Genomic DNA, 22,128 nt, shown 5'->3' with positions numbered 1-22,128 from the left:
AGGGCGATTGAACGCCCTTTCTCTTTTATAGATACGCCGAAAAATCCACCTCTTTTCTTATCCCTTCAATTTCTTTCTTCCCATTGGCATAAAGCTCAATTTCTGAAAGCAGAGCAATCACTTCACTCAGCGTACAAGCGGTTGGAATTTCACATTTTTTTGCAAAAAATTCGGCTAAATTGACCGCTTGTGTTTGGTTAAACAAGGCAAAGAGTATCTGTTGCAAGTTTTGCTCTCTTACTGCTTGTGGTACGGAAAGCAGCGTTAGCCTTGTTTGCTCTTGCCAATGTTTTTCGGTAATGGAAAAACCAAGTTCGGTTAAGCTCTCTTTGTATTGGTGCCAGCGTGCCGTTTGTTGTTCATCTAACGTAATGTTAAGCGGAATTAATAACGCTTGAGTTTGCCTTTTACCAAGCTGATGAGTAAATTTCAGCTCAGCAAGTTTAGCGAGCGGAATTAAGTAGAAATCCTCTCCCTCTTTCATTAATACTGCTTGGTTTTTCACAATGGCTAAGGCTTGGGAATGATGAACTGCAAGCGGTATTATTTTTTCTGTTTGTTGCAAAACAGGTTCAGGTTTTATCTCCGCTTTTGGCTCAAAAGTTGGTATTTGAATGGCGGTTCTTTCTGCTTTTTCCGTTCGAATATCTGAACCGCCCACTAGCTCGTTATACCATTTTTGAGCTGATTGACTGCTACTACTTCGCTCAAATTTAGGCATAAAAGGCGAGTGAGTAGAACGATGTGCATTTTTTTGTGATAATTCGACCGCTTGCTTAGGCTCTTTCGGCTGAGTAAACACATTCTGCCCAGCGGCTTGGCGGTTTGTATCTTTTACATAAGCAGGCATTGGCTCATTGAGTTCGTTTTTTAGTTCAAGTGTGGGTTGATTTTGTTGTAGGCTATTGCTCACACCTTGCAAAATAAAGTCGTGTACCAATCTGCCTTGATGAAAACGGACTTCGTGCTTGGCTGGGTGAACGTTTACATCCACCATCGTTGGATCTAAATCCAAGAAAATCACAAAGGCAGGGTAGTAGCCAGTTACAATGCTCTCGCCATAGGCTTGGCGGATTGCGTGATTAATGGTTTTATCCCGCATCATTCGCCCATTTACATAGCTGTAGCAAAGATCGTTTTGCAGACGAGCCAGCATCGGCGAGCCAACCCAGCCGTGCAGGTGTAAATCGCCGTGTTGCCAGTCAATATAATTGGCATTTTGGATAAATTCCTCGCCACAAATTGCCGCTACACGCTTTTGTTTTTGTTCTACTGATTGATCTGCCACTTTGCGATATTGGCGGACAATTTTGCCGTTATGAGTAAGGGTAAAACTGATGTTCGGTTTAGCCAGAGCAATGCGGCGAATCACTTCATCAATATGAGCAAACTCGGTTTTATCAGTGCGTAAAAATTTACGGCGTGCAGGCGTGTTGAAAAATAGATTAGCGACTTCAATGGTTGTGCCGATTGGGTGAGAGGCTGGTTGAATTTCTACCTCCATTTCTCGCCCCTGTGCGTAAGCCTGCCACGCTTCACTTTGCTCTGCGGTGCGAGAAGTAAGGGTTAAACGGGAGACCGAGCTGATACTCGCCAATGCTTCACCCCTAAAGCCCAAACTTAAAATGGCTTCCAAATCTTCTAAACTGCTGATTTTGCTCGTAGCGTGGCGAGCGAGAGCGAGCGGTAAATCTTGCTTGCTGATACCACAGCCATTATCTCGAATGCGGATCAGTTGCGAGCCACCTTTTTCAATATCAATTTGAATAGTGTTCGCCCCCGCATCGAGGCTGTTTTCGACCAGTTCTTTCACCACAGACGCAGGGCGTTCTACTACCTCGCCTGCAGCAATTTGGTTTGCCAGTTGCGGAGGAAGGATATGGATTAGCTGTTTAGGGGTAGTATTTGTCATTTTTGTGCCTAATCATTTGGAATTAGCCCATTTTATCTAATTTTCTTCGCTTTTGCATATTTCTTCACACAAAAGAACATGTTAGATTATGAAGAATATTCACAAAATGAGAATAAATTTATGCAGATGATAGAACTTGCTCAACAAGCGAAACAAGCCAGTTTTGAATTGGCACAATTTGGCAATCGCCAGAAAAACGAAGCTCTGCTAACCATTGCAGATAGCCTTGAACAGCGTGCGACTGAAATTTTATATGCCAATGCAAAAGACATTGAATTTGCACAATCGCAAGGGATCTCATTAGCTATTATTGACCGTTTATTGCTGAATGAAGAGAGGCTAAAAGGGATCGCAAACGATGTTCGAAATGTGGCGAAATTAGCCGATCCTGTAGGGCAAGTGATTGATGGCGGTGTGTTAGACAGTGGCTTAAAGATTGAACGCCAACGTGTGCCGTTGGGTGTGATTTTAACTATTTATGAAGCTCGCCCGAATGTAACCATTGATGTAGCATCACTTTGTTTAAAAACAGGTAATGCGGTTATTTTACGAGGTGGGAAAGAAACCAAATTTACCAATGCAGTATTGGTTGATGTGGTGCAAGATGCGCTAGAAAAAGCAGGTTTGCCGAAATTAGCGGTGCAGGCGGTAACGGATCCGAATCGTGCTTTGTTGTTAGAGCTTTTAAAGTTAGATCGTTACATTGATATGGTTATTCCACGAGGCGGGGCGGGTTTACATCAGTTCTGCAAAGAAAATTCAACCATTCCTGTGATTGTAGGCGGCATTGGGGTTTGTCATCTGTTTGTGGAGAAAACAGCGGATCAAGAGAAATCGCTAGAGGTGATTGCCAATGCGAAAACCCAACGTCCAAGCACTTGCAATACATTAGAAACCTTGTTAGTGGAGAAATCTATCGCTGTGGAATTTATACCGAAATTGGTCGCTAAAATGCAGCAGTTAGGTGTAACCATTCATAGTAATGATTTGCAAAAAATTGAGGGAATTGAACCGCTTGATCAGGAAAAACTTAGCCAAGAATGGTTATCTCTTGATCTTAACGTAGTCGTTGTGAATGACTTACAACAAGCGGTGGAACACATTCGCCATTATGGCTCGCAGCATTCGGAAAGTATTTTAACTTCTGATTATCAAGCTGCTCGTCAATTCGTACAACAAGTCGATGCAGCAGCCGTTTATATTAACGCCAGTACACGTTTTACTGATGGCGGTGAATTTGGCTTGGAGGCAGAAGTAGCAGTAAGTACGCAAAAATTACACGCAAGAGGTCCAATGGGGCTTGAGGCATTAACCACTTATAAATGGGTGTGTGAAGGCGATTATTTAATTAGAGGATAAGTATGTTAAAGCAGATTTTAGAATTTTTTAAATTGCTCGCTAAGCGTTATACGGAAAATAATATTGCGGTTTCGGCAGGTTATCTTACTTACAGTACGATGCTTGCCATTGTACCGTCAATTATTGTGCTTTTTTCGATTTTTACATTTTTTCCTGTGTTTTATGAAGCTAGTGAAATGTTAAAAGCGTTTATTTATGACAATTTTGCTCCGAGTGCGAGCGAAATGGTTTCAGAATATCTTGAGCTATTTGTCAGTAATGCTAAAAAAATGGGGATAGTTAGTATTATCGGTTTATTTGTGGTTTCTTTGATGTTGATTAAAAGCATTGATGAATCTCTTAATACTATTTGGCACAATAGTCAGAGTAGACCGATGTGGTTCTCTTTCTTGCTTTATTTCTTAGTTTTAATATTTGGACCATTACTTGCTGGAGCAAGTATTGCGATTACAACCTATATCACGTCATTAGCAATTTTTAATGGCTCCGGAGCATTGTCGCTCGGGCAACATTTATTAGAATTAATGCCGTTTTTCTTGATTTGGCTGCTGTTTACATTGGTGTATAAATTTATCCCGGTTACAAAGGTAGAATTTAAGCACGCAGCAATTGGAGCATTACTGGCTGCGGTGTTCTTCACCTTAGGTAAACAAGCCTTTATTTGGTATATTACAGCCTTCCCATCTTATCAAGCAATTTATGGGGCATTAGCGGTATTGCCGATTATGTTGTTGTGGATTCAATTAAGCTGGCAAGTGGTGCTATTAGGAGGGCAGTTCGCTGCAATATTAAAAGAGATGGAAGAAAACAGAGGCGCTAATGATCGGATTAATTCAGCGGGTTAAATGGGCAAAAGTAGAGGTTAAAGAACAAATTATTGGCGAAATTCAGCACGGTTTATTGGTTCTGCTCGGCGTTGAAAAAGATGATGATGAGTCTAAAGCCGATAAATTATTGGAAAAGGTACTGAATTATCGGGTGTTTTCTGATGAGCAAGGCAAGATGAATTTGAATGTTCAGCAAGCAGGTGGCAGCCTGCTCGTAGTGTCACAATTCACACTTGCAGCGGATACGAACAAAGGCTTACGCCCGAGTTTTTCCAGAGGAGCAGCCCCAATTGATGCGGAACGTTTATACGACTACTTTCATCAACAAGCGGCAACTAAAATCCATACCCAAACAGGGAAATTTGCGGCAGATATGCAAGTTAGCCTACAAAATGATGGACCTGTTACCTTTTGGTTGCAGGTTTAATTTCTCTTTTTAGGAGATTTTCAGTGTATCAATTACCGCTCGTAGTGCAGGTGAAACATTGCGGTGCGGATAGTATAGATAAAGAGGTGGCAATGTGATGCAACTTTGGTTAAAAATAGAAATTAATTGACCGCTTGCCAGCTCAGTTTCTATTAAATTTTCAGGTAAATAGGCTAATCCTAAATGCAAAAGAGCAGCGTCTTTGGCAGACTGTGAACTATTGAAAATCCAGCGGCAATTTGGGGTAAGTTTAATTTGTTCGCCATTGTCTTTAAACTCCCAAGAAAAAAGTTCTCTATTGCTTAAGCGATATCCGATACATTGATATTGTGTCAGCTCTTGGAGGTCTTTTGGAAATACTCGTTCAGCTCAAATCAGTAAATTAATTACTTCGTTAGATACTGCTGCTCATCAAAATGAGTTACAAGTAGCTAAACAATCAGTATTATTTGATGTGGCAAGATATCTTTAACTCTAAATAATTTTTTTCATAGTTCCTTAGTAGTAAGCGGTCATATTTGTACGTTTTTTTGCAAATATGACCTTTTTTATATTAGCGATTAATCAAAATCACTTAGGCAATCTCTGACACTTCGAGCAAAAGTAAGTGTTACGTTGCCCAATCACTTTAGTTTCAATCGGCTTTCCGCAATCGTTGCACGCTTCGCCTTTTCGCCCATAAACTTGTAGCACTTGAGCAAAATAGCCGGGTTTGCCGTCAGGTTGAATAAAATCTTTGAGTGTTGTACCACCTTGAATAATCGCTTTGGTTAGCACTTCTTTGATGGTTTTCACTAAACGTTCGCACTGTTTTTTCGTCAGGTTTTGTGCCGCTAATTCAGGGTGAATCCCCGCCATAAACAGGCTTTCACAGGCATAGATATTTCCAACACCTACAACCACTTCATTCGTCATAATAAAGGTTTTACAAGCGGTCGTTTTTTTACGGCTTTTTGCAAATAAGTAATCAGAGGTGAAATCGTCTGAAAGCGGCTCGGGGCCGAGTTTACGAAGTAGTTCGTGATTTTCGGCTTTTTCTGCCCATAGCCAACAGCCGAATTTGCGAGGATCGTTATAACGTAAAATGGTACCGTTTTGGGTAACAAGATCGATATGATCGTGTTTGCCAATCTCTTTTTGTTGACTTTCTTGTAAAATGCCGAGTGAGCCGGACATTCCCAAATGGACTAAAATATCGCCTTTATCGGTATGAATCATCAGATATTTCGCCCGTCTTTCGATACATTCAATCCTTGCATTTTCCATTTGCGATAATTCTTCGCTCACTGTCCAGCGTAGTTTTGGTTGGCGGACAATAATCTGCTTAATGGTTTGCCCTTTTAAATAAGGCTCAACGCCTCGCACGCTTGTTTCTACTTCGGGTAATTCAGGCATTTTTTATTCCTTATAGTAAAAAGGTGCGTTTATTACGCACCCTAGATAGTGTTAATTAGGCTTTTTTACCGACTAGATAGCCAATAACTGTGCCTGCAACGGCAAACGGAATCCACTCCATTGAGATAGATTTGAGTGGTAGAGCATTCAATGCTTCTACACCAGCAACCGATAGAATAGACACAACAGTAACCAAAGCCAATGGTAAGCGTTGAGCTAGCAACGGCAACTTGATGAAAATATTGATAAACATCAGGAAGATAACCGTCATCGCAATCGGGTATAGCACTAACAATACAGGCACAGATTTTGAGATAACAAAATCTAGGCCTTGATTTGCAATACCAAAACTAATAAGCGTGAAAATCAGCACATACACTTTATAGGAAATTTTAGGGAATACTTCGTTGAAATATTCGCTTGTGGTTACGATTAAACCAATCGAGGTAGTTAAACAGGCAAGGGTTACAATCACACCCAGTAGCGTGCGACCAAATGCTCCGAAAGTATCAGTTGCAACACTATTGAGAATAAATGTACCGATATTTTGACCTTTTTCATTCAGCTCTGTAATTGTTTCTGCACTAATCGGGTAGTGGTTACCAATCCACGCAAGAGAAATATAAATTGCCGCCAATGCAACAGCGGCAATGACCCCAGCCATTGAGGTTTGTTTGATTAAATCTTTACCGCCAATACCTTTTGCTTTAATGGCACTGATCACAATCACAGAGAAAGTAATTGAAGCCAATGCGTCCATTGTTAAATAACCTTCAACAATGCCTGTAAAGAGAGGGGTTTCAGGATCAGCTTTAGTTGCCACCGTAGGTAATTCATTTCCACCTAATAAGATAACTGCTTTGATAACTAACGCTAAAATGGTAACCAACAATACAGGTGTTAAGATTGAGCCGATTCTATCAACCACTGTTGATGGATTTAAGCTGAACCATACCGCAATTAAGTAGTAAACGAGGGTAAATATCAATAAAGAAACTGTGCTGCTCTCGCCAATAAACGGTACAACTGCCATTTGGTAGGCGGTTGCCCCTGTGCGAGGAATAGCAAAAAATGGTCCGATCGTTAGGTAGATCGCCATTAAGAAAATTAAGGAAAAGTAAGGGTGAACATTTTTGCTCAACGCTTCTTTATAACCACCCTGATAGTGACCGCTTACAGCAATCCCAAGTAAAGGTAAGCCTACGCCGGTCAACACGAAGCCAATAATAGAGGGCAGAAAATCAACGCCACTATCTAAACCGAGTTTTGGCGGAAAAATTAAGTTTCCCGCCCCAAAGAAAATCGCAAAGAGCATAAAGCCCACGATGAAGGTATTTTTAGTCATAATAAGTACTACTTAAAAATTAAAAGGAGAGACATTAAAAAATAAGGGGAGAATTGTGCCATATTTGCAAACTTCTTGCAAAAAAAGACCGCTTGATGTTTGAAATATTTCTTAATGAAGAAAAGCCAGAGAATTTCTCCGGCTTTATAAGAGGTTAATAACCTAGTGTTTTTCCTTCCGGATTGCGAGGATCTGAGTAGCCATAAAATCCGCCGTCTCTAGCTTGAATGATTTGTACTCTTCCCATCGCTGCTTTTTCAACAACCTTATGCCCTTTTTCTTTTAATAAGTTGATGGTGTCTCGGCTTAAGCCTTCTTCAACACGAAGCTCATCAGGTAGCCATTGATGATGTATACGAGGAGTAACAATAGCTTCTGCCGGGTTCATCTGATGGTCTATTGTATTAACAATACTTTGTAGCACTGTTGTAATGATACGAGCACCACCCGGGCTACCGGTTACTAGCCAAGGTTTATTGTCTTTCATTACGATAGTTGGTGTCATAGAAGAAAGAGGGCGTTTTTTAGCCTCAATAGCATTTGCATCACCACCGATTAAACCAAATGCGTTTGCTACCCCAGGTTTAGCAGAGAAATCATCCATCTCATTATTTAATAATATACCTGTTCCCTCTGCTACAATTCCGCTACCAAAATTGAGGTTAAGGGTATAGGTTACTGCAACAGCGTTACCTTCTTTATCCATAACAGAGTAATGTGTAGTTTGATCGCTCTCATAAGGTTGAGGTTTACCTGGTTTGATTTCACTTGCAGTCTTTGCTATTGCTTCATCAATACCTTTTGATAACTCATCGGCATATTTTTTAGATGTTAGTCCTCTAACAGGAATTTTTACAAAATCAGGATCGCCTAAATATTCGGAACGGTCGGCATAAGCTAATTTCATTGATTCAGCTAAATAATGGATGCTTTTTGCACTATTAGATCCATATTCGGCTAAAGGATAACGCTCTAAAAGATTAAGAATTTGTACTAAATGAATGCCACCCGAGCTTGGAGGTGGCATAGTAACGACTTTATAGCCGTGATATTCCCCTTCAATAGGTTCACGCTCAACAACTTGATAACCTTTTAGATCCTCAAGACTAATTAAACCTTGATGTTTTTCCATTTCAGCAACTATCTTTTCTGCAATATCCCCTTCATAAAAGGCTTTAGCACCATCTTTTGCTATTTTTTCAAGTGAAAGAGCTAAATCCTTTTGGATCAATGTATCGCCTTCTTCTAAAGGCTTGCCATCTTTAAAGAAAATAGCTTTGGTACTTTCCCATTTAGCTAAGTTATCTGTTTCTTGTTTTAGTGTGGCTGCAAGGGCAGGTCCGACAGTAAAGCCTTCTTGTGCTAACTTAATGGAAGGGGAAATAACTTGTTCTAAAGTCATTGTTCCCCATTTTTTTAGGGCATATTCCATTCCTGCAACTGTACCAGGCACGCCTACAGAGAAATGAGTATAGAGAGATTTTCCGTCAATAACATTGCCATCTTTATCTAAATACATATCTCGACTTGCTTTTAAAGGAGCCATTTCACGAAAATCTAACGAAAGATTTTTACCTCTTTTAGCATCGTGTAGTACCATAAATCCACCTCCGCCAATATTACCAGCATTAGGTAATACAACAGCAAGTGCGAAGCCTACTGCAACCGCAGCATCTACCGCATTACCACCTTGACGTAAAATAGACAAACCCACTTCGGAAGCCAATCCTTGCTCACTAGCAACCATTCCATTTTTTGCAAAAACGGGGTGGAAAATATCCTTACTACTATCATAACGTATTGCTGCTTGCTGAGCTGCTGCTGTTGTGGTAACTGATGGATTAGCGAATGCTGTTCCCATTGCTAATGATAAGGTTAAGAGACTTAGAAAGTACTTTTTCATAGTTTGCTCCAGTTTAAGGTGGGGTAGTATGTTACTATTTAGAGTAAATAAGCTGTAACAAATTTATAACATTAATTATTTTAATTTGTCAAATAAGAAAGGGTAATTTGAAATAAAAAACTCCTGATAGAATCTACCAGGAGTAAAATAGAGGATTTTAAGAAATAAATTCCTAATTAACTCATATATAACCCACCATTCACGTGAATGGTTTCTCCGTTAATATAACGTGCATCATCTGAAGCTAAGAAAGCCACCGCTTTTGCAATATCTTGTGGAGAGCCTAACTCACCTGCTGGAATTTGGCTTAAGATGGCGTTGCGTTGTTCTTCGTTTAACTCATCGGTCATATCTGTTGCGATAAAGCCCGGTGCAACAACGTTTACGGTAATACCACGACTTGCTACTTCTTTTGCTAATGATTTAGAGAATCCCACTAAACCCGCTTTTGCTGCACAGTAGTTGGTCTGTCCCGGATTACCCATTGAGCCGACCACCGAACCAATGCTGATAATCCGACCGCCTTTTTTCATCATTGGGCGTAACACCGCTTTTGATAAGCGGTAAACGGATGTAAGGTTAGTTTGAATGATGTCGAACCAATCATCATCTTTCATACGCATTAATAAGCCATCACGTGTGATTCCTGCGTTATTGACTAAGACATCCACATCACCAAAGGTTTCTTTGACTTGTTTTAATACACAATCAATCGATTCGGCATCTGCCACGTTTAGCACTAAACCCTTACCGCTTTCGCCTAAGTAAGCAGAAATGGATTCCGCTCCTTTTTCAGAGGTTGCTGTACCGACTACGGTGTAACCTTTTGCTACTAATTCTTCGGCAATTGCTTTGCCGATACCACGAGTTGCACCTGTAACTAATGCGATTTTGCTCATATATTCTCCTATAAAAGACGATGATTAACGCGTTAAAATATAAAAAATAAAAAGAATAATAAAGTAGTTTATGACGGTGGTTGAACTACCAAATAAGGCATATTTAACCGCCGAGCCTTGCGGTGGATAAATCCAACGTGGGCGGGCGAATACCCATATTGTTGAGACGACTAATAGCCCCAAACTGCTTAATAAATAAATTTGCAATAATGCTATCGCACCTTTTGGGTCGCCTTGGCTTAACAGCACGCCATAAATTGCCCACGCTTGAATAGCGCCAGAGGTGAGAGAGGCACCGCCAATAAAAGCCTGACGAATTTTAGGATGGATAGCGAGAAAATAAACTAAAAATGAGCAACCAGATGCAACTGAGAGCATACCAAATTGTTTAAATACGGAGCTGTTTTCAAGTGGATCAACATTGCTAAACATATAGCTAGCAGGCACGATTACCAATGCAACCAATACGCTGATTAGCATAAATATAGTTTCTTTGCTCATTTTATCGCTCTTACAATTAGGCTTGAACTGCCTCAAGGCTGGCAACATCGTTTACCGCCTGTGCTGATAATTCTTTCACAATACGGCTCGTTAAGCCTGTTAATACTTTGTTCGGGCCGATTTCATAAAGTGTTGTAATGCCATCTTGAGCCATTTTCTCAACGGTTTCTGTCCAACGTACTGGGCTATAAAGCTGGCGAACAAGAGCGTTACGAATAGCCTCAGCATCAGTGTCAACGGCTACATCAACGTTATTAATAACAGGTACAAGCGGTTGATTTAGCTCAATATTTTGCAATGCTGCAGCTAATTTTTCTGCCGCCGGTTTCATTAATGCACAGTGCGAGGGTACGCTTACCGCTAATGGTAACGCACGTTTTGCCCCTGCAGCTTTACATAATTCGCCTGCTTTTTCTGCCGCTGCTTTTGTGCCTGCAATTACTACCTGCCCCGGGCTGTTAAAGTTTACCGCTGAAACAATTTCGCCTGTTTCAGTTGCAGCTTGCTCGCAGGCTTTGATAATAGCTTCGTTATCTAAACCGATAATCGCATACATCGCACCGCTTCCTGCCGGCACGGCTTCTTGCATAGCATTACCACGCAATTCAACTAATTTGATCGCATCTTGGAAGTTTAATACGCCAGCACAAACTAATGCTGAGTATTCGCCCAAGCTATGACCTGCCATTACAGAGGGTTTTAATTCAGGGTATTTTTCTTGCCAGACACGGAAAATCGCCACCGAGGCGGCTAATAAAGCAGGCTGAGTGCATTGGGTTTGCCCTAATTCTTCCGCAGTACCATTTTGAACTAAATCCCATAAATCATAGCCCAGCACATCACTTGCTTGTTTGAAGGTTTCTTCTACGATTGGATATTGCGGAGCAAGATCAGCAAGCATTCCAATCGCTTGCGAGCCTTGACCGGGAAAAACCATAGCGAATTTTGACATTGTTTTATCCTCTTTTGAAATTTTAGTGATCCGTCCCCTCTTTTCTAAAGAGGGGGGCATATTCATTGGAATATTGATATTTGTACGATGTTTGCAAATTTTTCGTGAAATCTGACCGCTTGTATCAAATTAATCAGGCGAATAGTAAAGTTTGCCGATCTCAATGCGTTGGCGACCTGTTTCTAAGCGCCATTTGTTGCTATCACGCAGGGAATAGACGCAACCGCAATACTCTTGTTGGTAGAAACGTTCCCGTTTGCTGATTTCGATCATCCGTTGTGAGCCGCCGCCTTTACGCCAGTTGTAATCCCAGTAAACCACATCATCAAATTTGGCGGCGGCACGGTGTCCGCAATCGTTGATTTGGTTCATATCTTTCCAGCGAGAAATGCCTAAACAGCTGGTGAATACAGGGAAGCCGTTATTGTGGGCGTATTCTGCCGCCTTTTCAAAACGCATATCGAAACACATTGTGCAACGAATGCCACGCTCAGGCTCCCATTCCATTCCTTTTGCTTTTTTGAACCACTCTTTGCGGTCGTTTTCGTAGTCGTCATCTAAATCGATAAACGGAATCCCCCACTTTTCGGCAAAGCGGATATTCTCTTCTTTACGAATTAAATACTCTTTGAGCGGGTGAATGTTTGGGTTGTAGAAGTAGATGGTAAACTCAATGCCGGAGGCTTGAATGGCTTCCATCACCTCGCCCGAACAAGGAGCACAGCAAGAGTGTAATAGCAACTTGTTGTGGCCGTTCGGTAGCTCTAATTTCTCACGCACAAACGGTGCATTCGGGTCTTTTTTATTCTGTTGGGCACGGCGTTTCGCTCGTACACTTTCAATATGTTNCTTGTTGTGGCCGTTCGGTAGCTCTAATTTCTCACGCACAAACGGTGCATTCGGGTCTTTTTTATTCTGTTGGGCACGGCGTTTCGCTCGTACACTTTCAATATGTTCTTGGGGTTGTTGGTTTTGTTGTTCTGTCATTTTATATATAGGGGCGGGGCCTGTGCCCGCCCAAAATTATCATTAGTGTTCGGGCGGGCACAGGACCCGCCCCTACAAGAGGTTAAATGTATCGGATTTTTGCAAATTAATAAGATCTATCCACCGACAAATACGCCAGTGAAATCAACGCCTGTTTGTATTCGCTTTCAGGCAATACGGCTAACGCATCCACCGCTTTTTGGGCTTCTTCACGGGCTTTTTGCATTGCATAATCCAACGATTTGTGTTCTGCCATAATGGCTAATACGTCAGGAATTTGCTCCCGTTCGCCGCCATTTTCAATTGCATTACGAATAAGCTCAGCCTGTGCGGTTTTGCCTGCTTTTTCGGCAGCGTGCATTGCGTGTAAGAGTGGAAGCGTTGGTTTGCCTTCTACAAAGTCATCGCCTACATTTTTGCCTAAACTTTCGCTTTGAGCAGAGTAGTCTAAAATATCATCAATAAGCTGGAAAGCTGTGCCTAAATAGCAGCCGTACTCTTTTAAGCCATTTTCGATTTCTACACTTGCTTCAGCAGCAATCGCCACGCATTGCGTAGCAGCTTCAAACAAACGTGCGGTTTTGTTGTAAATCACACGCATATAGTTTGCTTCGGTGGTTTTCGGGTCGTTCACATTCATTAACTGCTGAACTTCGCCCTCTGCCAACGCATTGGTGGCAGAAGACATCACTTTGAGTACACGAAGCGAGTCTAAATCTGTCATCATTTGGAAAGAGCGAGTGTAGATATAGTCGCCCACCAGCACGCTTGCGGCATTGCCAAACACCGCATTGGCAGTATCTCGTCCACGACGTTTGTCTGATTCGTCCACCACATCATCGTGTAAAAGTGTTGCCGTATGTACAAACTCAATAAAAGCCGCTGCCGTAATATGCTTTTTACCTTGATAACCTAATGCACGGGCAGCCAACACCGAAATTAACGGGCGAATGCGTTTGCCGCCACCTGCGATAATGTAATGCCCAAGTTGGTTAATCAATAAGACTTCCGAATTAAGTTGAGCCAAAATTTCTGCGTTTACCGCTTGCATATCTTCATTTGCAAGAGCTTGAATTTGTTCGAGAGTTAATTGCGTAGCCATTTGTTTTCATCTAATTAGGTAAAATTTGCCCCACATTCTACCCTAAATCAGCCTAGCTTCAAAAAGAATAATTTCACAAAGTATTTGCATATCGGACTAAATTTTCTTAGACTTGAGCTAATTTTAGTCGGGGTGCTGTTTTCAGCTGAGATGATACCCGTGAACCTGATTCAGTTAATACTGTCGTAGGAAACTAATTATGCCAAACTCAATCCCTATCTCTATTCTTTTATCTTTTTCACGCTTTTCTTGCCTTACTCTAAATCGTTGATTTGGGGGCATTATGCACATTGAAATCCGCAATCTTTGCTTAACATTTGGCAAGCAAGTGCTATTTCAACACTTCAATTTTCAGCTTCAAAAAGGAAGTTGGACCAGTCTGTTGGGAGCAAGTGGGGTTGGAAAATCAACACTTTTACGCATTATTGCAGGCTTAGAAAATGAAGCGATACAAACGGGCGAAGTCGCTTTTGCTCCTCACACTTGCCTTGCGTGGTTGGCTCAAACCGATTCGCTCTATCCGTGGCTCTCCATTATTGACAACGTTCAGTTACAGGCTCATTTAAGTGGTGAAAAATCAGCAGAAAGCAGAGAAAAAGCGATAAGTCTGCTTGAACAAGTTGGGCTGGGCGAGCATTTGCATAAACGTTGTTATCAGCTTTCGGGCGGTCAGCGGCAGCGAGTGGCATTGGCTCGCACCTTAATGCAAGAAGCCAATCTGATTTTAATGGACGAGCCATTCTCAGCCCTTGATGCGGTAACTCGCCATCAATTACAAGCCCTTGCGGTTGAGCTATTGCGTGATAAAACCGTGCTGCTGATTACCCACGATCCACAAGAAGCTATTCGTGTTAGTGATGAAATTCGCATTTTACGCCATCAACCTGCTGAAATTGCCCTAACCATTACCCTTAAGGGCGAACGACCAAGAGAACTCAACAGCCACGAGCAATGGGCATTGCAGCAACAATTATTTAATGAATTCACAGGCAGAGGAGAGTAATGCGTTCCTTTTTGCAAAAAATTCCACTTTTTCGACCGCTTGTGATTGCATTTAGCTTGCTTGCCCTTTGGCAGGGCGTGATAAGTTTTGGTGGAATGCCTGCTTATATGCTGCCATCGCCGCTTACAGTTTGGCAAAAATTAATTGAAAATGCACCGCTTCTTGCCACTCACGCTCAAATCACGTTATTGGAAATTGGGTTAGGGTTGCTGCTCGGCTTTTTATTTGGGCTAGGCTCGGCATTATTACTGACTCGCTATAAGCGATTGTCTAAATTCTTATTGCCTTTGCTTGTCATTTCTCAAGCCATTCCGGTGTTTGCTATTGCCCCTCTGCTCGTGTTGTGGTTTGGTTATGGGCTTGCGTCCAAAATTGTGATGACGATATTGATTATCTACTTCCCTGTAACCGCCGCCTGTTTTGATGGCTTACGCAATACACCAAGAACTTGGCTCGATTTAGCCAAAACCTTAGAGATTTCTCCCTTTGCAATGTTGTTTAAGGTTCAACTTCCTGCAGCATTGCCATCGCTTGCTTCAGGCTTGCGCATTGCGGTGTCGGTTGCTCCTATTGGAGCTATTGTGGGGGAGTGGGTAGGCTCATCACAAGGCTTGGGCTATTTAATGCTCCACGCCAATGCTCGTATGCAGACGGATTTAATGTTTGCCGCATTGTTTATTTTGATTGTGATTGCGTTATTACTTTATTTTGTTACCGATAAATTACTAAAACGCCTTGTGCCTTGGGCAGCTCATTTACATTAAAAAGGAGAATTTATGACTATTATTCAACGACTTACCGAACAAGCAGGGCAGTATTGGCTTGATTATGTGGAACACGATTTTGTCAAACAGCTTGCAAATGGCACATTACCCAAACATTGCTTTCAGCACTATTTAAAGCAAGATTACCGTTTTTTATTTCAATATAGCCGAGCGATTTCACTAGGCATTTTCAAGGCTGAGCGATTTGAAGATATTTATTTCGCACAACAGATGAATGCAGGCTTACTGAGCGAAATTCAATTACACATTGATTATTGCAAGCAGTGGGGCATTGAGGAGAAAGAACTATTTGCAACGGAAGAATCGCCTGCTTGCGTTGCCTACACTCGTTATGCTTTAGATTGTGGAATGAAAGGTGGATTGGCGGAGCTTTACACTGCACTTGCTCCTTGTGCGATGGGGTATGCTGAAATTGCTCGCCGTATTGCTTCACATTCTGTGGCGAATAATCCTTATCAGAGTTGGATTGATACTTACGCCTCAACTGAATTTCAACAGGATAACCAAGCCTTTGCGGATTATCTAACTAAACTCTATGAACCTTTAAACGACACACAGAAAGCCGAACTACAGCAAATTTTCAACACCGCCAGCCGTATGGAAGCCGCATTTTGGCAAATGGAGCTGGATTTAAACTAACAATAAAAGGAGACATTTATGAAACTTCATCGTACTTTATTTGCCGTTGCGGCTCTACTTTCAGCCAATAGCGTTATGGCAAAAGAAAAAATCAGCCTAATGCTAGATTGGCTTGTAAACCCTGACCACGCTGCCATTATTGTGGCGCAGCAGAAAGGCTATTTTGCTGAGCAAGGTTTGGAGGTTGAAATCATCGAGCCTGCCGACCCGTCTATGCCGCCTAAATTAGTTGCCGCAGGCAAGGCAGATTTAGCGGTGGATTATCAGCCACAACTTCAACAACAAGTGGCACAAGGTTTGCCTCTAAGCCGTATAGGCACATTGGTTGCCACGCCACTAAATAGCCTTGTGGTGTTGGATAACGGCAAGATCAATAGCCTTGCTGATCTAAAAGGTAATAAAATTGGTTATTCCGTAAGCGGATTTGAAGATGCGTTATTGAAAGCAATGCTCTCATCAACTGGTTTGAAGGAAGATGATATTGAGTTAATCAATGTGAACTGGTCGCTCTCGCCATCATTACTTTCAGGGCAAGTTGATGCAGTTATTGGGGCGTTTCGTAATTTCGAGCTAAACCAACTAGCATTGGAAAACCAAAAAGGAAAAGCCCTCTTCCCCGAAGAGCACGGTGTGCCAGCCTATGATGAGTTGATTTTAGTTGCTCATAAAGATAAAACCCAAGATGCAAAATTTTCTGCTTTTTTGACCGCTTTAGAGAAGGCAACGATTTATACGCTCAATCACCCACAGGCTGCGTGGGAGGATTTTGTCAGTTATAAACCGCAAGAGCTAAATAATGAATTAAACCGTCGTGCGTGGGCAGATACTTTACCTCGCCTTGCACATCGTCCGAGAACACTAGATTCTCATCGCTATATTCGTATGGCGGAGTTTTTGCAATATCAAGGCTTAGTTAAAGAAATGCCTAAGCTGGAAGAATATGCGGTTGAGTTAAAATAGTGATTTTAGGGTTGCGAAATCAGAAAAAAGATCAAAATAGTTAGCCTAAAAAGCGAGATAACAAAATTTTAAAGATTTTATTAAAATCCTGCTTGCTCTTTTGAATGTTTTTCCGTAGAATTGCAACCCTATTTTTATGAATTAATTTAGTGCCTAAAAGCAAAAGCAGATGGCACATAGCGGAGTAAATATGTACGCAGTTTTCCAAAGTGGCGGCAAACAACACCGTGTTAGCGAAGGTCAAGTAGTTCGTTTAGAAAAACTAGAAATCGCAACTGGTGAGAAAGTTGAATTCGATTCAGTTTTAATGGTCGTTAATGGCGAAGATGTTAAAATCGGTGCACCGGTAGTTTCTGGTGCAAAAGTAGTGGCTGAAGTTGTAGCACAAGGTCGTGGCGAAAAAGTTAAAATCGTTAAGTTCCGTCGTCGTAAACACAGCCGTAAACAACAAGGTCATCGTCAGTGGTTCACAGAAGTGAAAATCACTGGGATTCAAGCATAATTTCAGAGGAGATCTAGAAGATGGCAACTAAAAAAGCTGGTGGTTCAACTCGTAACGGTCGTGATTCTGAAGCTAAACGCCTTGGTGTTAAACGTTTCGGTGGTGAATCTGTATTAGCAGGTAGCATTATTGTTCGTCAACGTGGTACTAAATTCCACGCAGGTAGCAATGTAGGTATGGGTAAAGACCACACTTTATTTGCAACTGTAGACGGTAAAGTTAAATTTGAAGTGAAAGGCGAGAAAAGCCGTAAATATGTAAGCATCATTGCTGACTAATCATTTCAAAACCCAAAAAAGAACCTCGCAACTTGCGAGGTTTTTTTGTATCTGAAATCTTACAAGCGGTCGTAAATTTATAAAAATTTGCAACCGCTTTTTGTTTAAATGACTTTTAATGTTTCGAGGGCGTATAGAATGCCGTCTTCTTCAATGGGTTTTGTAACGAAATCAGCGACTGCTTTGAGTTCTGGTTCGCCATTGCCCATTGCCACACCAATGCCGACGGTCGGTAACATTTCCATATCATTAAATCCATCACCAAATGCCATTGAGCTTTCAATATCGATATTCAGTTTTGCCAGCACATCTTGAATGCCACGAGCCTTTGAGTTCTCTTTTCTTAGAATATCTACCGCATTCGGGTGCCAGCGAGCTTCTTTTAAGTCATTTGCAAAAATTCCGCTATTTTCGACCGCTTGTTGCTGCTCTTTGGTGTAAAACAACAGCATTTGCACAATATGCTCTTTTTCGTGATAGTTAGGATCAACCAAGTAATTCGGCGTAATTGGTAAAACCGCTTCGTGAACGATAGGATTGGTTTCAGAAACTGCAATCGTCATTGGCGTGACGAAAGCATAAATAATGCCTAATTCATTTGCTTTATTGATAATTCGCTCGATTTGCTCACGGCTGAGAGAGTAATCGCTAATTAGTTGATCTTTATAGAAATTATATTGCCCGTTGATGGTAACGAATAGTTCAAAACCTGTTTCAGGGTTTAGATAGGGTTTCAAGGCTTCAGGAAAACAACCGTGATTTCTACCCGTAGCAATGGCAGGAATAATCCCTTTCTCTTTTAGGCGAGGTAGAACTTGCTCGGTAACAGAGGTAGGAATATAGGTTTTGTGTTTTACATATAGGGTTTCATCAATATCGAAAAAAACAATTTTAATGGGTTTTTGTGGTGTGTTCATCTGCTTTTCCTTTGTGTTGCCAATAGTAAGATTTTACTCTTTTTTCGAGCAAGATCACAAAAATAGTCCGAAAAAATCGGCTTAAGTTTGATAATCTGCAAAGAAAAGGAGGAAAGATGAATCTGTTCGGCTTTTGTTGTTTTCATTGTGATAAATCATTGGCGGTTGGTATTCACGGGTTTTGCAGCCTTTGCCAACAACAAATAAAAAGTCAGCCTTATTGCACTCACTGCGGAATGAGTTCGGCAGAGTTCCGCAATTATTGTGGCTATTGTTTAAACAGTGAACCTAAATGGCATAAATTAGTGAGAGTCGGGGAGTACAAGCCGCCGCTTTCTGATTGGGTACACCGACTTAAATTTCAGCAACAATATTGGCTTGATCAAGCCCTTGCTCGGCAATTACTTTTAGCCATAAAACAAGCTCAACGAGAGCAAGGTTTGAGATTGCCAGATGTGATTCTACCTGTGCCATTATTTTGGCAGCGGTATTGGCAAAGAGGCTTTAACCAAAGTGAATTGCTAAGTCGTTGGTTAGCTGAATGGCTCAATATTCCGTTGGATAATCAAAGCCTAACAAGACAAAGACAGACAGTTTCTCAACGCAACTTGAGTGCTGCAGAACGCAGCAAAAATTTAAAAAAGGCTTTTCATTATCAACCTATCAAAGAGTATAAACGAGTAGCGATTGTTGATGACGTGCTGACCACAGGTTCAACTTTAAATGCCATTTGTGCAGAGTTATTAAAAGGGAATGTTGAGGAAATTCAGGTATGGGTGTTAGCAAGAGCTTAAATCAAATGCTATGGATGATCTAGCCTGCAGAACTATTCTTTCAAGAATCATTAAAAATGTGATCTAAATCACAAATTTAAAAATATTTTCAATCTTTTCTTTTTTAGCTAAACCGTTTTAGTTAGAATGCAAACATTCCATTCTCACAAAGGTAATTACTATGAATTTTCCAAAAATTGCGGAACAAACCATCGCAAAACTAGGTGGTAAAGAAAACATTACAACTCTTGCTCATTGTGCGACCCGTTTACGTTTAACCATTGCTGACGAATCAAAGATTGATAAAGAAGGCATTGAAAATATTGAGGGGGTAAAAGGTCAATTCTCAACCTCAGGTCAGTATCAAATCATCTTCGGTTCAGGCATTGTAAATAGCGTTCACGCTGAAATGCAAAAACAGATGGGGCTGGCTGATATGTCTGCTTCTGACGTGGCAGCAGCTGGTGCGGCAAATCAACCATTATTACAACGTTTGGTAAAAGGCTTAGCGGATATTTTCGTGCCAATTATTCCTGCTATTGTGGCAGGTGGTTTGTTAATGGGTATTCACTCAATGCTAACTGCGGTTGGCTTCTTCTGGGAAGGCGAATCTGTTGTTAGCCGCTATCCTGCTATTGCCGATTTAGTGGATTTCATTAACACCGTTGCAAATGCTCCATTTGTATTCTTACCAGTGCTGCTTGGTTTCTCAGCAACTCGCAAATTTGGTGGAAATCCATTCTTAGGGGCAGCTCTTGGTATGTTATTAGTTCACCCTGCTCTTGCAGATGGCTGGAACTATGCGAAAACCTTAATGGAAGGCAACATCAAATATTGGAATATTTTCGGTTTAGAAATTGAAAAAGTAGGCTATCAAGGCACGGTTATTCCAACTATTATTTCTGCGTGGGTATTAGCAACCCTTGAAAAAACCTTCCGTAAATTTGTACCGAGCTACTTAGATAACCTTGTTACGCCAATGATGTCATTATTCATCGCAGGTATCTTAGCATTTACCGTAATCGGCCCATTCGGACGTGAAGCAGGTTCTGCAATTTCAGCAGGTTTAACTTGGTTATATGATTCATTAGGCTTTATCGGCGGAGCGATTTTTGGTACATTCTATGCACCAATCGTAATTACCGGTATGCATCAAACCTTTATTGCGGTAGAAACTCAATTATTAGCAGAAGTGGCACAAACAGGCGGTACTTTCATCTTCCCAATCGCTGCAATGTCTAACATTGCACAAGGTGCGGCTTGTTTAGGTGTGGCGTTCGCAATGAAAGATGCTAAAGTGCGTGGTTTAGCAGTGCCATCAGGTATCTCTGCATTATTAGGTATTACCGAACCTGCAATGTTCGGTGTGAACTTACGCTACCGCCAAGCCTTTATTGCGGCAATGATTGGCTCAGGCTTAGCAAGTGCATTTATCGCATTCTTTAATGTAAAAGCTATCGCTTTAGGTGCGGCTGGTTTCTTAGGTATTCCGTCAATCAGACCAGATAGCCTTGCAATGTACTCTGTGGGTATGGTAATTTCATTTGTTGTTGCCTTTACTATCTCAGCTGTTTGGGTGAAAAGAGCACAATCAAAGGCAAAATAATTACAATATAATCTGATCAGAAAAGGGATTAAGTTAAACAACTTAATCCCTTTTTACTATTACAAGCGGTCACTTTTTGCTAAAGACTTGCAAATTATTTGTTAGACATTTTGCATTATACGGCTGATTCTTCCTTCCGCAATTTCTTCATCACGAATTGTCAGCACTTCACAACCGTCTTTCGTTACTACAATTTGGTGTTCGTATTGAGCAGAATGGCTGCGGTCTTTGGTTTTTACTGTCCAGCCATCACCCATTAAACGGATTTCTTTTTTACCCGAATTTACCATTGGTTCAATGGTAAATACCATTCCCTCTTTTAATACCACACCGCCGTCATCTGCTGCATAGTGAACCACTTGTGGTTCGCAGTGGAACTCTGTACCAATGCCGTGTCCGCAATATTCACGCACCACAGAGAAGCCTTCTTTTTCAACATATTTTTGAATTGCCGTGCCGATTTCTTTTAAGCGAATACCTGCTTTTACCGTGCGAATACCGATATAAAGCGACTCTTGAGTAACTTCCATTAAGCGCTTATCACGCACACTCGGCTCGCCTACTACATACATCATTGAATTGTCGCCATAGTAACCATCTTTAATGACGGTTACATCAATGTTTAGAATATCGCCTTTTTTCAATTTTTTCTCATCGCTTGGAATACCGTGACAAACCACTTCATTTAGCGAGATACATACCGATTTTGGAAAGCCGTGATAACCAAGACTGGCAGAGGTTGCCCCATTTTCCAAAATATAATTGTGGCAAATTTTATCTAATTCGCCTGTCGTTACTCCTTCTTTTACATAAGGCTTGATCATTACCAGCACATCGGAAGCTAATTTGCAGGCTTCTCGTAATTTTTGAATTTCTTCGTCATTTCTTAATGGAATATTGCTCATTGTTTTGTTCTCTAAATATAAAAAAATTGGGGCTGTCCTAGATAACTAATCTAAACCCCCTTTAACCAATTGTTTTAAAAGGAATATTTGAGATTTTAAGTCACTGTGATTAAAACGCCATTCGCATTCTTTCAAATATAGCTCAAAATGG

Annotated in this window: 23 protein-coding genes, 1 pseudogene and 1 riboswitch; of the genes and pseudogenes, 11 read left to right on the top strand and 13 right to left on the bottom strand. The window is 41.2% G+C overall.

What is annotated here, in order from left to right; all coding sequences use genetic code 11:
• Positions 1 to 25: 25 nt before the first annotated feature.
• The gene (mutL, locus tag ACERCG_RS07950) at positions 26 to 1,912 is read right to left on the bottom strand and encodes a DNA mismatch repair endonuclease MutL (protein WP_373611504.1); all 1,887 of its coding nucleotides are present in this window, start codon (positions 1,910 to 1,912) and stop codon (positions 26 to 28) included.
• Positions 1,913 to 2,032: 120 nt separating this feature from the next.
• Here mutL and proA point away from each other — a divergent pair, with 120 nt between their 5' ends.
• The 3 genes from proA to dtd are packed head-to-tail and all read left to right on the top strand — an operon-like array spanning position 2,033 to position 4,525.
• Positions 2,033 to 3,271 (top strand): glutamate-5-semialdehyde dehydrogenase, encoded by a 1,239-nt coding sequence (gene proA, locus ACERCG_RS07945; RefSeq protein WP_373611547.1) that lies wholly within the window; start codon positions 2,033 to 2,035, stop codon positions 3,269 to 3,271.
• 2 nt (positions 3,272 to 3,273) lie between these two features.
• Positions 3,274 to 4,116: a virulence factor BrkB family protein gene (locus tag ACERCG_RS07940; protein ID WP_373611503.1), complete on the top strand. Its 843-nt coding sequence runs from the start codon at positions 3,274 to 3,276 to the stop codon at positions 4,114 to 4,116.
• Positions 4,091 to 4,525 carry a D-aminoacyl-tRNA deacylase gene (gene dtd / locus ACERCG_RS07935; RefSeq protein ID WP_373611502.1) on the top strand — a complete coding sequence of 145 codons (435 nt, stop codon included), beginning with the start codon at positions 4,091 to 4,093 and terminating at the stop codon, positions 4,523 to 4,525. The genes ACERCG_RS07940 and dtd overlap by 26 nt, the downstream gene beginning before the upstream one ends.
• A gap of 9 nt (positions 4,526 to 4,534) precedes the next feature.
• Here the strand turns inward: dtd and ACERCG_RS07930 are convergent, their stop codons facing one another.
• From ACERCG_RS07930 to ispB, 9 genes are all read right to left on the bottom strand, one after another.
• On the bottom strand, positions 4,535 to 4,861 hold the full coding sequence (locus ACERCG_RS07930) for a LysR substrate-binding domain-containing protein (protein WP_373611546.1): 327 nt from the start codon (positions 4,859 to 4,861) through the stop codon (positions 4,535 to 4,537).
• 234 nt (positions 4,862 to 5,095) lie between these two features.
• Positions 5,096 to 5,920 carry a bifunctional DNA-formamidopyrimidine glycosylase/DNA-(apurinic or apyrimidinic site) lyase gene (gene mutM, locus ACERCG_RS07925; protein ID WP_373611501.1) on the bottom strand — a complete coding sequence of 275 codons (825 nt, stop codon included), beginning with the start codon at positions 5,918 to 5,920 and terminating at the stop codon, positions 5,096 to 5,098.
• Positions 5,921 to 5,975: 55 nt separating this feature from the next.
• A complete protein-coding gene (gene brnQ, locus ACERCG_RS07920) occupies positions 5,976 to 7,265 on the bottom strand; it encodes a branched-chain amino acid transport system II carrier protein (protein WP_373611500.1) in 1,290 nt (429 codons plus the stop codon).
• A gap of 154 nt (positions 7,266 to 7,419) precedes the next feature.
• The gene (ggt, locus tag ACERCG_RS07915) at positions 7,420 to 9,168 is read right to left on the bottom strand and encodes a gamma-glutamyltransferase (RefSeq protein ID WP_373611499.1); all 1,749 of its coding nucleotides are present in this window, start codon (positions 9,166 to 9,168) and stop codon (positions 7,420 to 7,422) included.
• Between the two features lie 176 nt (positions 9,169 to 9,344).
• Entirely contained in the window at positions 9,345 to 10,067 is a 723-nt protein-coding gene (gene fabG / locus ACERCG_RS07910) for a 3-oxoacyl-ACP reductase FabG (protein ID WP_373611498.1), read from the bottom strand.
• A 24-nt stretch (positions 10,068 to 10,091) separates the two neighbouring features.
• Entirely contained in the window at positions 10,092 to 10,568 is a 477-nt protein-coding gene (locus ACERCG_RS07905) for a hypothetical protein (protein WP_373611497.1), read from the bottom strand.
• 16 nt (positions 10,569 to 10,584) lie between these two features.
• The gene (fabD, locus tag ACERCG_RS07900) at positions 10,585 to 11,520 is read right to left on the bottom strand and encodes an ACP S-malonyltransferase (RefSeq protein ID WP_373611496.1); all 936 of its coding nucleotides are present in this window, start codon (positions 11,518 to 11,520) and stop codon (positions 10,585 to 10,587) included.
• A gap of 129 nt (positions 11,521 to 11,649) precedes the next feature.
• Positions 11,650 to 12,507: an epoxyqueuosine reductase QueH gene (locus ACERCG_RS07895; RefSeq protein WP_373611495.1), complete on the bottom strand. Its 858-nt coding sequence runs from the start codon at positions 12,505 to 12,507 to the stop codon at positions 11,650 to 11,652.
• A 106-nt stretch (positions 12,508 to 12,613) separates the two neighbouring features.
• Positions 12,614 to 13,609, bottom strand: coding sequence for an octaprenyl diphosphate synthase (ispB, locus tag ACERCG_RS07890; protein WP_373611494.1), 996 nt, complete (start codon positions 13,607 to 13,609; stop codon positions 12,614 to 12,616).
• Between the two features lie 118 nt (positions 13,610 to 13,727).
• Positions 13,728 to 13,818: riboswitch (TPP riboswitch) on the top strand.
• Positions 13,819 to 13,892: 74 nt separating this feature from the next.
• Between ispB and ACERCG_RS07885 the strand changes: the two genes are divergently transcribed.
• The 6 genes from ACERCG_RS07885 (at position 13,893) to rpmA (ending at position 17,776) form a co-directional block, all read left to right on the top strand.
• Positions 13,893 to 14,612 (top strand): ABC transporter ATP-binding protein, encoded by a 720-nt coding sequence (locus ACERCG_RS07885; RefSeq protein ID WP_373611493.1) that lies wholly within the window; start codon positions 13,893 to 13,895, stop codon positions 14,610 to 14,612.
• A complete protein-coding gene (locus tag ACERCG_RS07880; RefSeq protein WP_373611492.1) occupies positions 14,612 to 15,376 on the top strand; it encodes an ABC transporter permease in 765 nt (254 codons plus the stop codon). The genes ACERCG_RS07885 and ACERCG_RS07880 overlap by 1 nt, the downstream gene beginning before the upstream one ends.
• Before the next feature lie 12 nt (positions 15,377 to 15,388).
• Positions 15,389 to 16,036, top strand: a complete 648-nt coding sequence (gene tenA, locus ACERCG_RS07875) for a thiaminase II (protein ID WP_373611491.1) — start codon at positions 15,389 to 15,391, stop codon at positions 16,034 to 16,036.
• Positions 16,037 to 16,054: 18 nt separating this feature from the next.
• Positions 16,055 to 16,996 carry an ABC transporter substrate-binding protein gene (locus ACERCG_RS07870; protein WP_373611490.1) on the top strand — a complete coding sequence of 314 codons (942 nt, stop codon included), beginning with the start codon at positions 16,055 to 16,057 and terminating at the stop codon, positions 16,994 to 16,996.
• Positions 16,997 to 17,186: 190 nt separating this feature from the next.
• Entirely contained in the window at positions 17,187 to 17,498 is a 312-nt protein-coding gene (gene rplU / locus ACERCG_RS07865; RefSeq protein ID WP_373611545.1) for a 50S ribosomal protein L21, read from the top strand.
• Positions 17,499 to 17,518: 20 nt separating this feature from the next.
• Entirely contained in the window at positions 17,519 to 17,776 is a 258-nt protein-coding gene (rpmA, locus tag ACERCG_RS07860; RefSeq protein WP_373611489.1) for a 50S ribosomal protein L27, read from the top strand.
• A gap of 104 nt (positions 17,777 to 17,880) precedes the next feature.
• Here rpmA and ACERCG_RS07855 read toward each other — a convergent pair whose 3' ends face one another.
• A complete protein-coding gene (locus ACERCG_RS07855) occupies positions 17,881 to 18,693 on the bottom strand; it encodes a Cof-type HAD-IIB family hydrolase (protein WP_373611488.1) in 813 nt (270 codons plus the stop codon).
• 116 nt (positions 18,694 to 18,809) lie between these two features.
• Here ACERCG_RS07855 and ACERCG_RS07850 point away from each other — a divergent pair, with 116 nt between their 5' ends.
• The gene (locus ACERCG_RS07850) at positions 18,810 to 19,487 is read left to right on the top strand and encodes a phosphoribosyltransferase family protein (protein ID WP_373611487.1); all 678 of its coding nucleotides are present in this window, start codon (positions 18,810 to 18,812) and stop codon (positions 19,485 to 19,487) included.
• A gap of 160 nt (positions 19,488 to 19,647) precedes the next feature.
• Complete coding sequence (locus ACERCG_RS07845; protein ID WP_373611486.1) at positions 19,648 to 21,072, top strand: sucrose-specific PTS transporter subunit IIBC; 1,425 nt, start codon at positions 19,648 to 19,650, stop codon at positions 21,070 to 21,072.
• 101 nt (positions 21,073 to 21,173) lie between these two features.
• On the opposite strand, the gene map is transcribed toward ACERCG_RS07845, so the two are convergent.
• Positions 21,174 to 21,977 carry a type I methionyl aminopeptidase gene (gene map, locus ACERCG_RS07840; RefSeq protein WP_373611485.1) on the bottom strand — a complete coding sequence of 268 codons (804 nt, stop codon included), beginning with the start codon at positions 21,975 to 21,977 and terminating at the stop codon, positions 21,174 to 21,176.
• Between the two features lie 45 nt (positions 21,978 to 22,022).
• Positions 22,023 to 22,128, bottom strand: a pseudogene (locus ACERCG_RS07835) (IS1595 family transposase); the annotation flags it as partial.

This window comes from Mannheimia sp. E30BD (assembly GCF_041807785.1).
In the GTDB taxonomy this organism is placed as follows: Bacteria; Pseudomonadota; Gammaproteobacteria; order Enterobacterales; family Pasteurellaceae; genus Mannheimia.
Note: the sequence above shows the minus strand (reverse complement) of the source record. Positions and strands in the feature narration are given on the sequence as shown.

What these genes read in the sequence shown, in the direction of transcription:
- mutL (WP_373611504.1), bottom strand. Translation starts at nt 1,912, where the DNA reads ATGACAAATACTACCCCTAAACAGCTAATCCATATCCTTCCTCCGCAA.
- proA (WP_373611547.1), top strand. Translation starts at nt 2,033, where the DNA reads ATGCAGATGATAGAACTTGCTCAACAAGCGAAACAAGCCAGTTTTGAA.
- ACERCG_RS07940 (WP_373611503.1), top strand. Translation starts at nt 3,274, where the DNA reads ATGTTAAAGCAGATTTTAGAATTTTTTAAATTGCTCGCTAAGCGTTAT.
- dtd (WP_373611502.1), top strand. Translation starts at nt 4,091, where the DNA reads ATGATCGGATTAATTCAGCGGGTTAAATGGGCAAAAGTAGAGGTTAAA.
- mutM (WP_373611501.1), bottom strand. Translation starts at nt 5,920, where the DNA reads ATGCCTGAATTACCCGAAGTAGAAACAAGCGTGCGAGGCGTTGAGCCT.
- brnQ (WP_373611500.1), bottom strand. Translation starts at nt 7,265, where the DNA reads ATGACTAAAAATACCTTCATCGTGGGCTTTATGCTCTTTGCGATTTTC.
- ggt (WP_373611499.1), bottom strand. Translation starts at nt 9,168, where the DNA reads ATGAAAAAGTACTTTCTAAGTCTCTTAACCTTATCATTAGCAATGGGA.
- fabG (WP_373611498.1), bottom strand. Translation starts at nt 10,067, where the DNA reads ATGAGCAAAATCGCATTAGTTACAGGTGCAACTCGTGGTATCGGCAAA.
- ACERCG_RS07905 (WP_373611497.1), bottom strand. Translation starts at nt 10,568, where the DNA reads ATGAGCAAAGAAACTATATTTATGCTAATCAGCGTATTGGTTGCATTG.
- fabD (WP_373611496.1), bottom strand. Translation starts at nt 11,520, where the DNA reads ATGTCAAAATTCGCTATGGTTTTTCCCGGTCAAGGCTCGCAAGCGATT.
- ispB (WP_373611494.1), bottom strand. Translation starts at nt 13,609, where the DNA reads ATGGCTACGCAATTAACTCTCGAACAAATTCAAGCTCTTGCAAATGAA.
- ACERCG_RS07885 (WP_373611493.1), top strand. Translation starts at nt 13,893, where the DNA reads ATGCACATTGAAATCCGCAATCTTTGCTTAACATTTGGCAAGCAAGTG.
- ACERCG_RS07880 (WP_373611492.1), top strand. Translation starts at nt 14,612, where the DNA reads ATGCGTTCCTTTTTGCAAAAAATTCCACTTTTTCGACCGCTTGTGATT.
- tenA (WP_373611491.1), top strand. Translation starts at nt 15,389, where the DNA reads ATGACTATTATTCAACGACTTACCGAACAAGCAGGGCAGTATTGGCTT.
- ACERCG_RS07870 (WP_373611490.1), top strand. Translation starts at nt 16,055, where the DNA reads ATGAAACTTCATCGTACTTTATTTGCCGTTGCGGCTCTACTTTCAGCC.
- rplU (WP_373611545.1), top strand. Translation starts at nt 17,187, where the DNA reads ATGTACGCAGTTTTCCAAAGTGGCGGCAAACAACACCGTGTTAGCGAA.
- rpmA (WP_373611489.1), top strand. Translation starts at nt 17,519, where the DNA reads ATGGCAACTAAAAAAGCTGGTGGTTCAACTCGTAACGGTCGTGATTCT.
- ACERCG_RS07855 (WP_373611488.1), bottom strand. Translation starts at nt 18,693, where the DNA reads ATGAACACACCACAAAAACCCATTAAAATTGTTTTTTTCGATATTGAT.
- ACERCG_RS07850 (WP_373611487.1), top strand. Translation starts at nt 18,810, where the DNA reads ATGAATCTGTTCGGCTTTTGTTGTTTTCATTGTGATAAATCATTGGCG.
- ACERCG_RS07845 (WP_373611486.1), top strand. Translation starts at nt 19,648, where the DNA reads ATGAATTTTCCAAAAATTGCGGAACAAACCATCGCAAAACTAGGTGGT.
- map (WP_373611485.1), bottom strand. Translation starts at nt 21,977, where the DNA reads ATGAGCAATATTCCATTAAGAAATGACGAAGAAATTCAAAAATTACGA.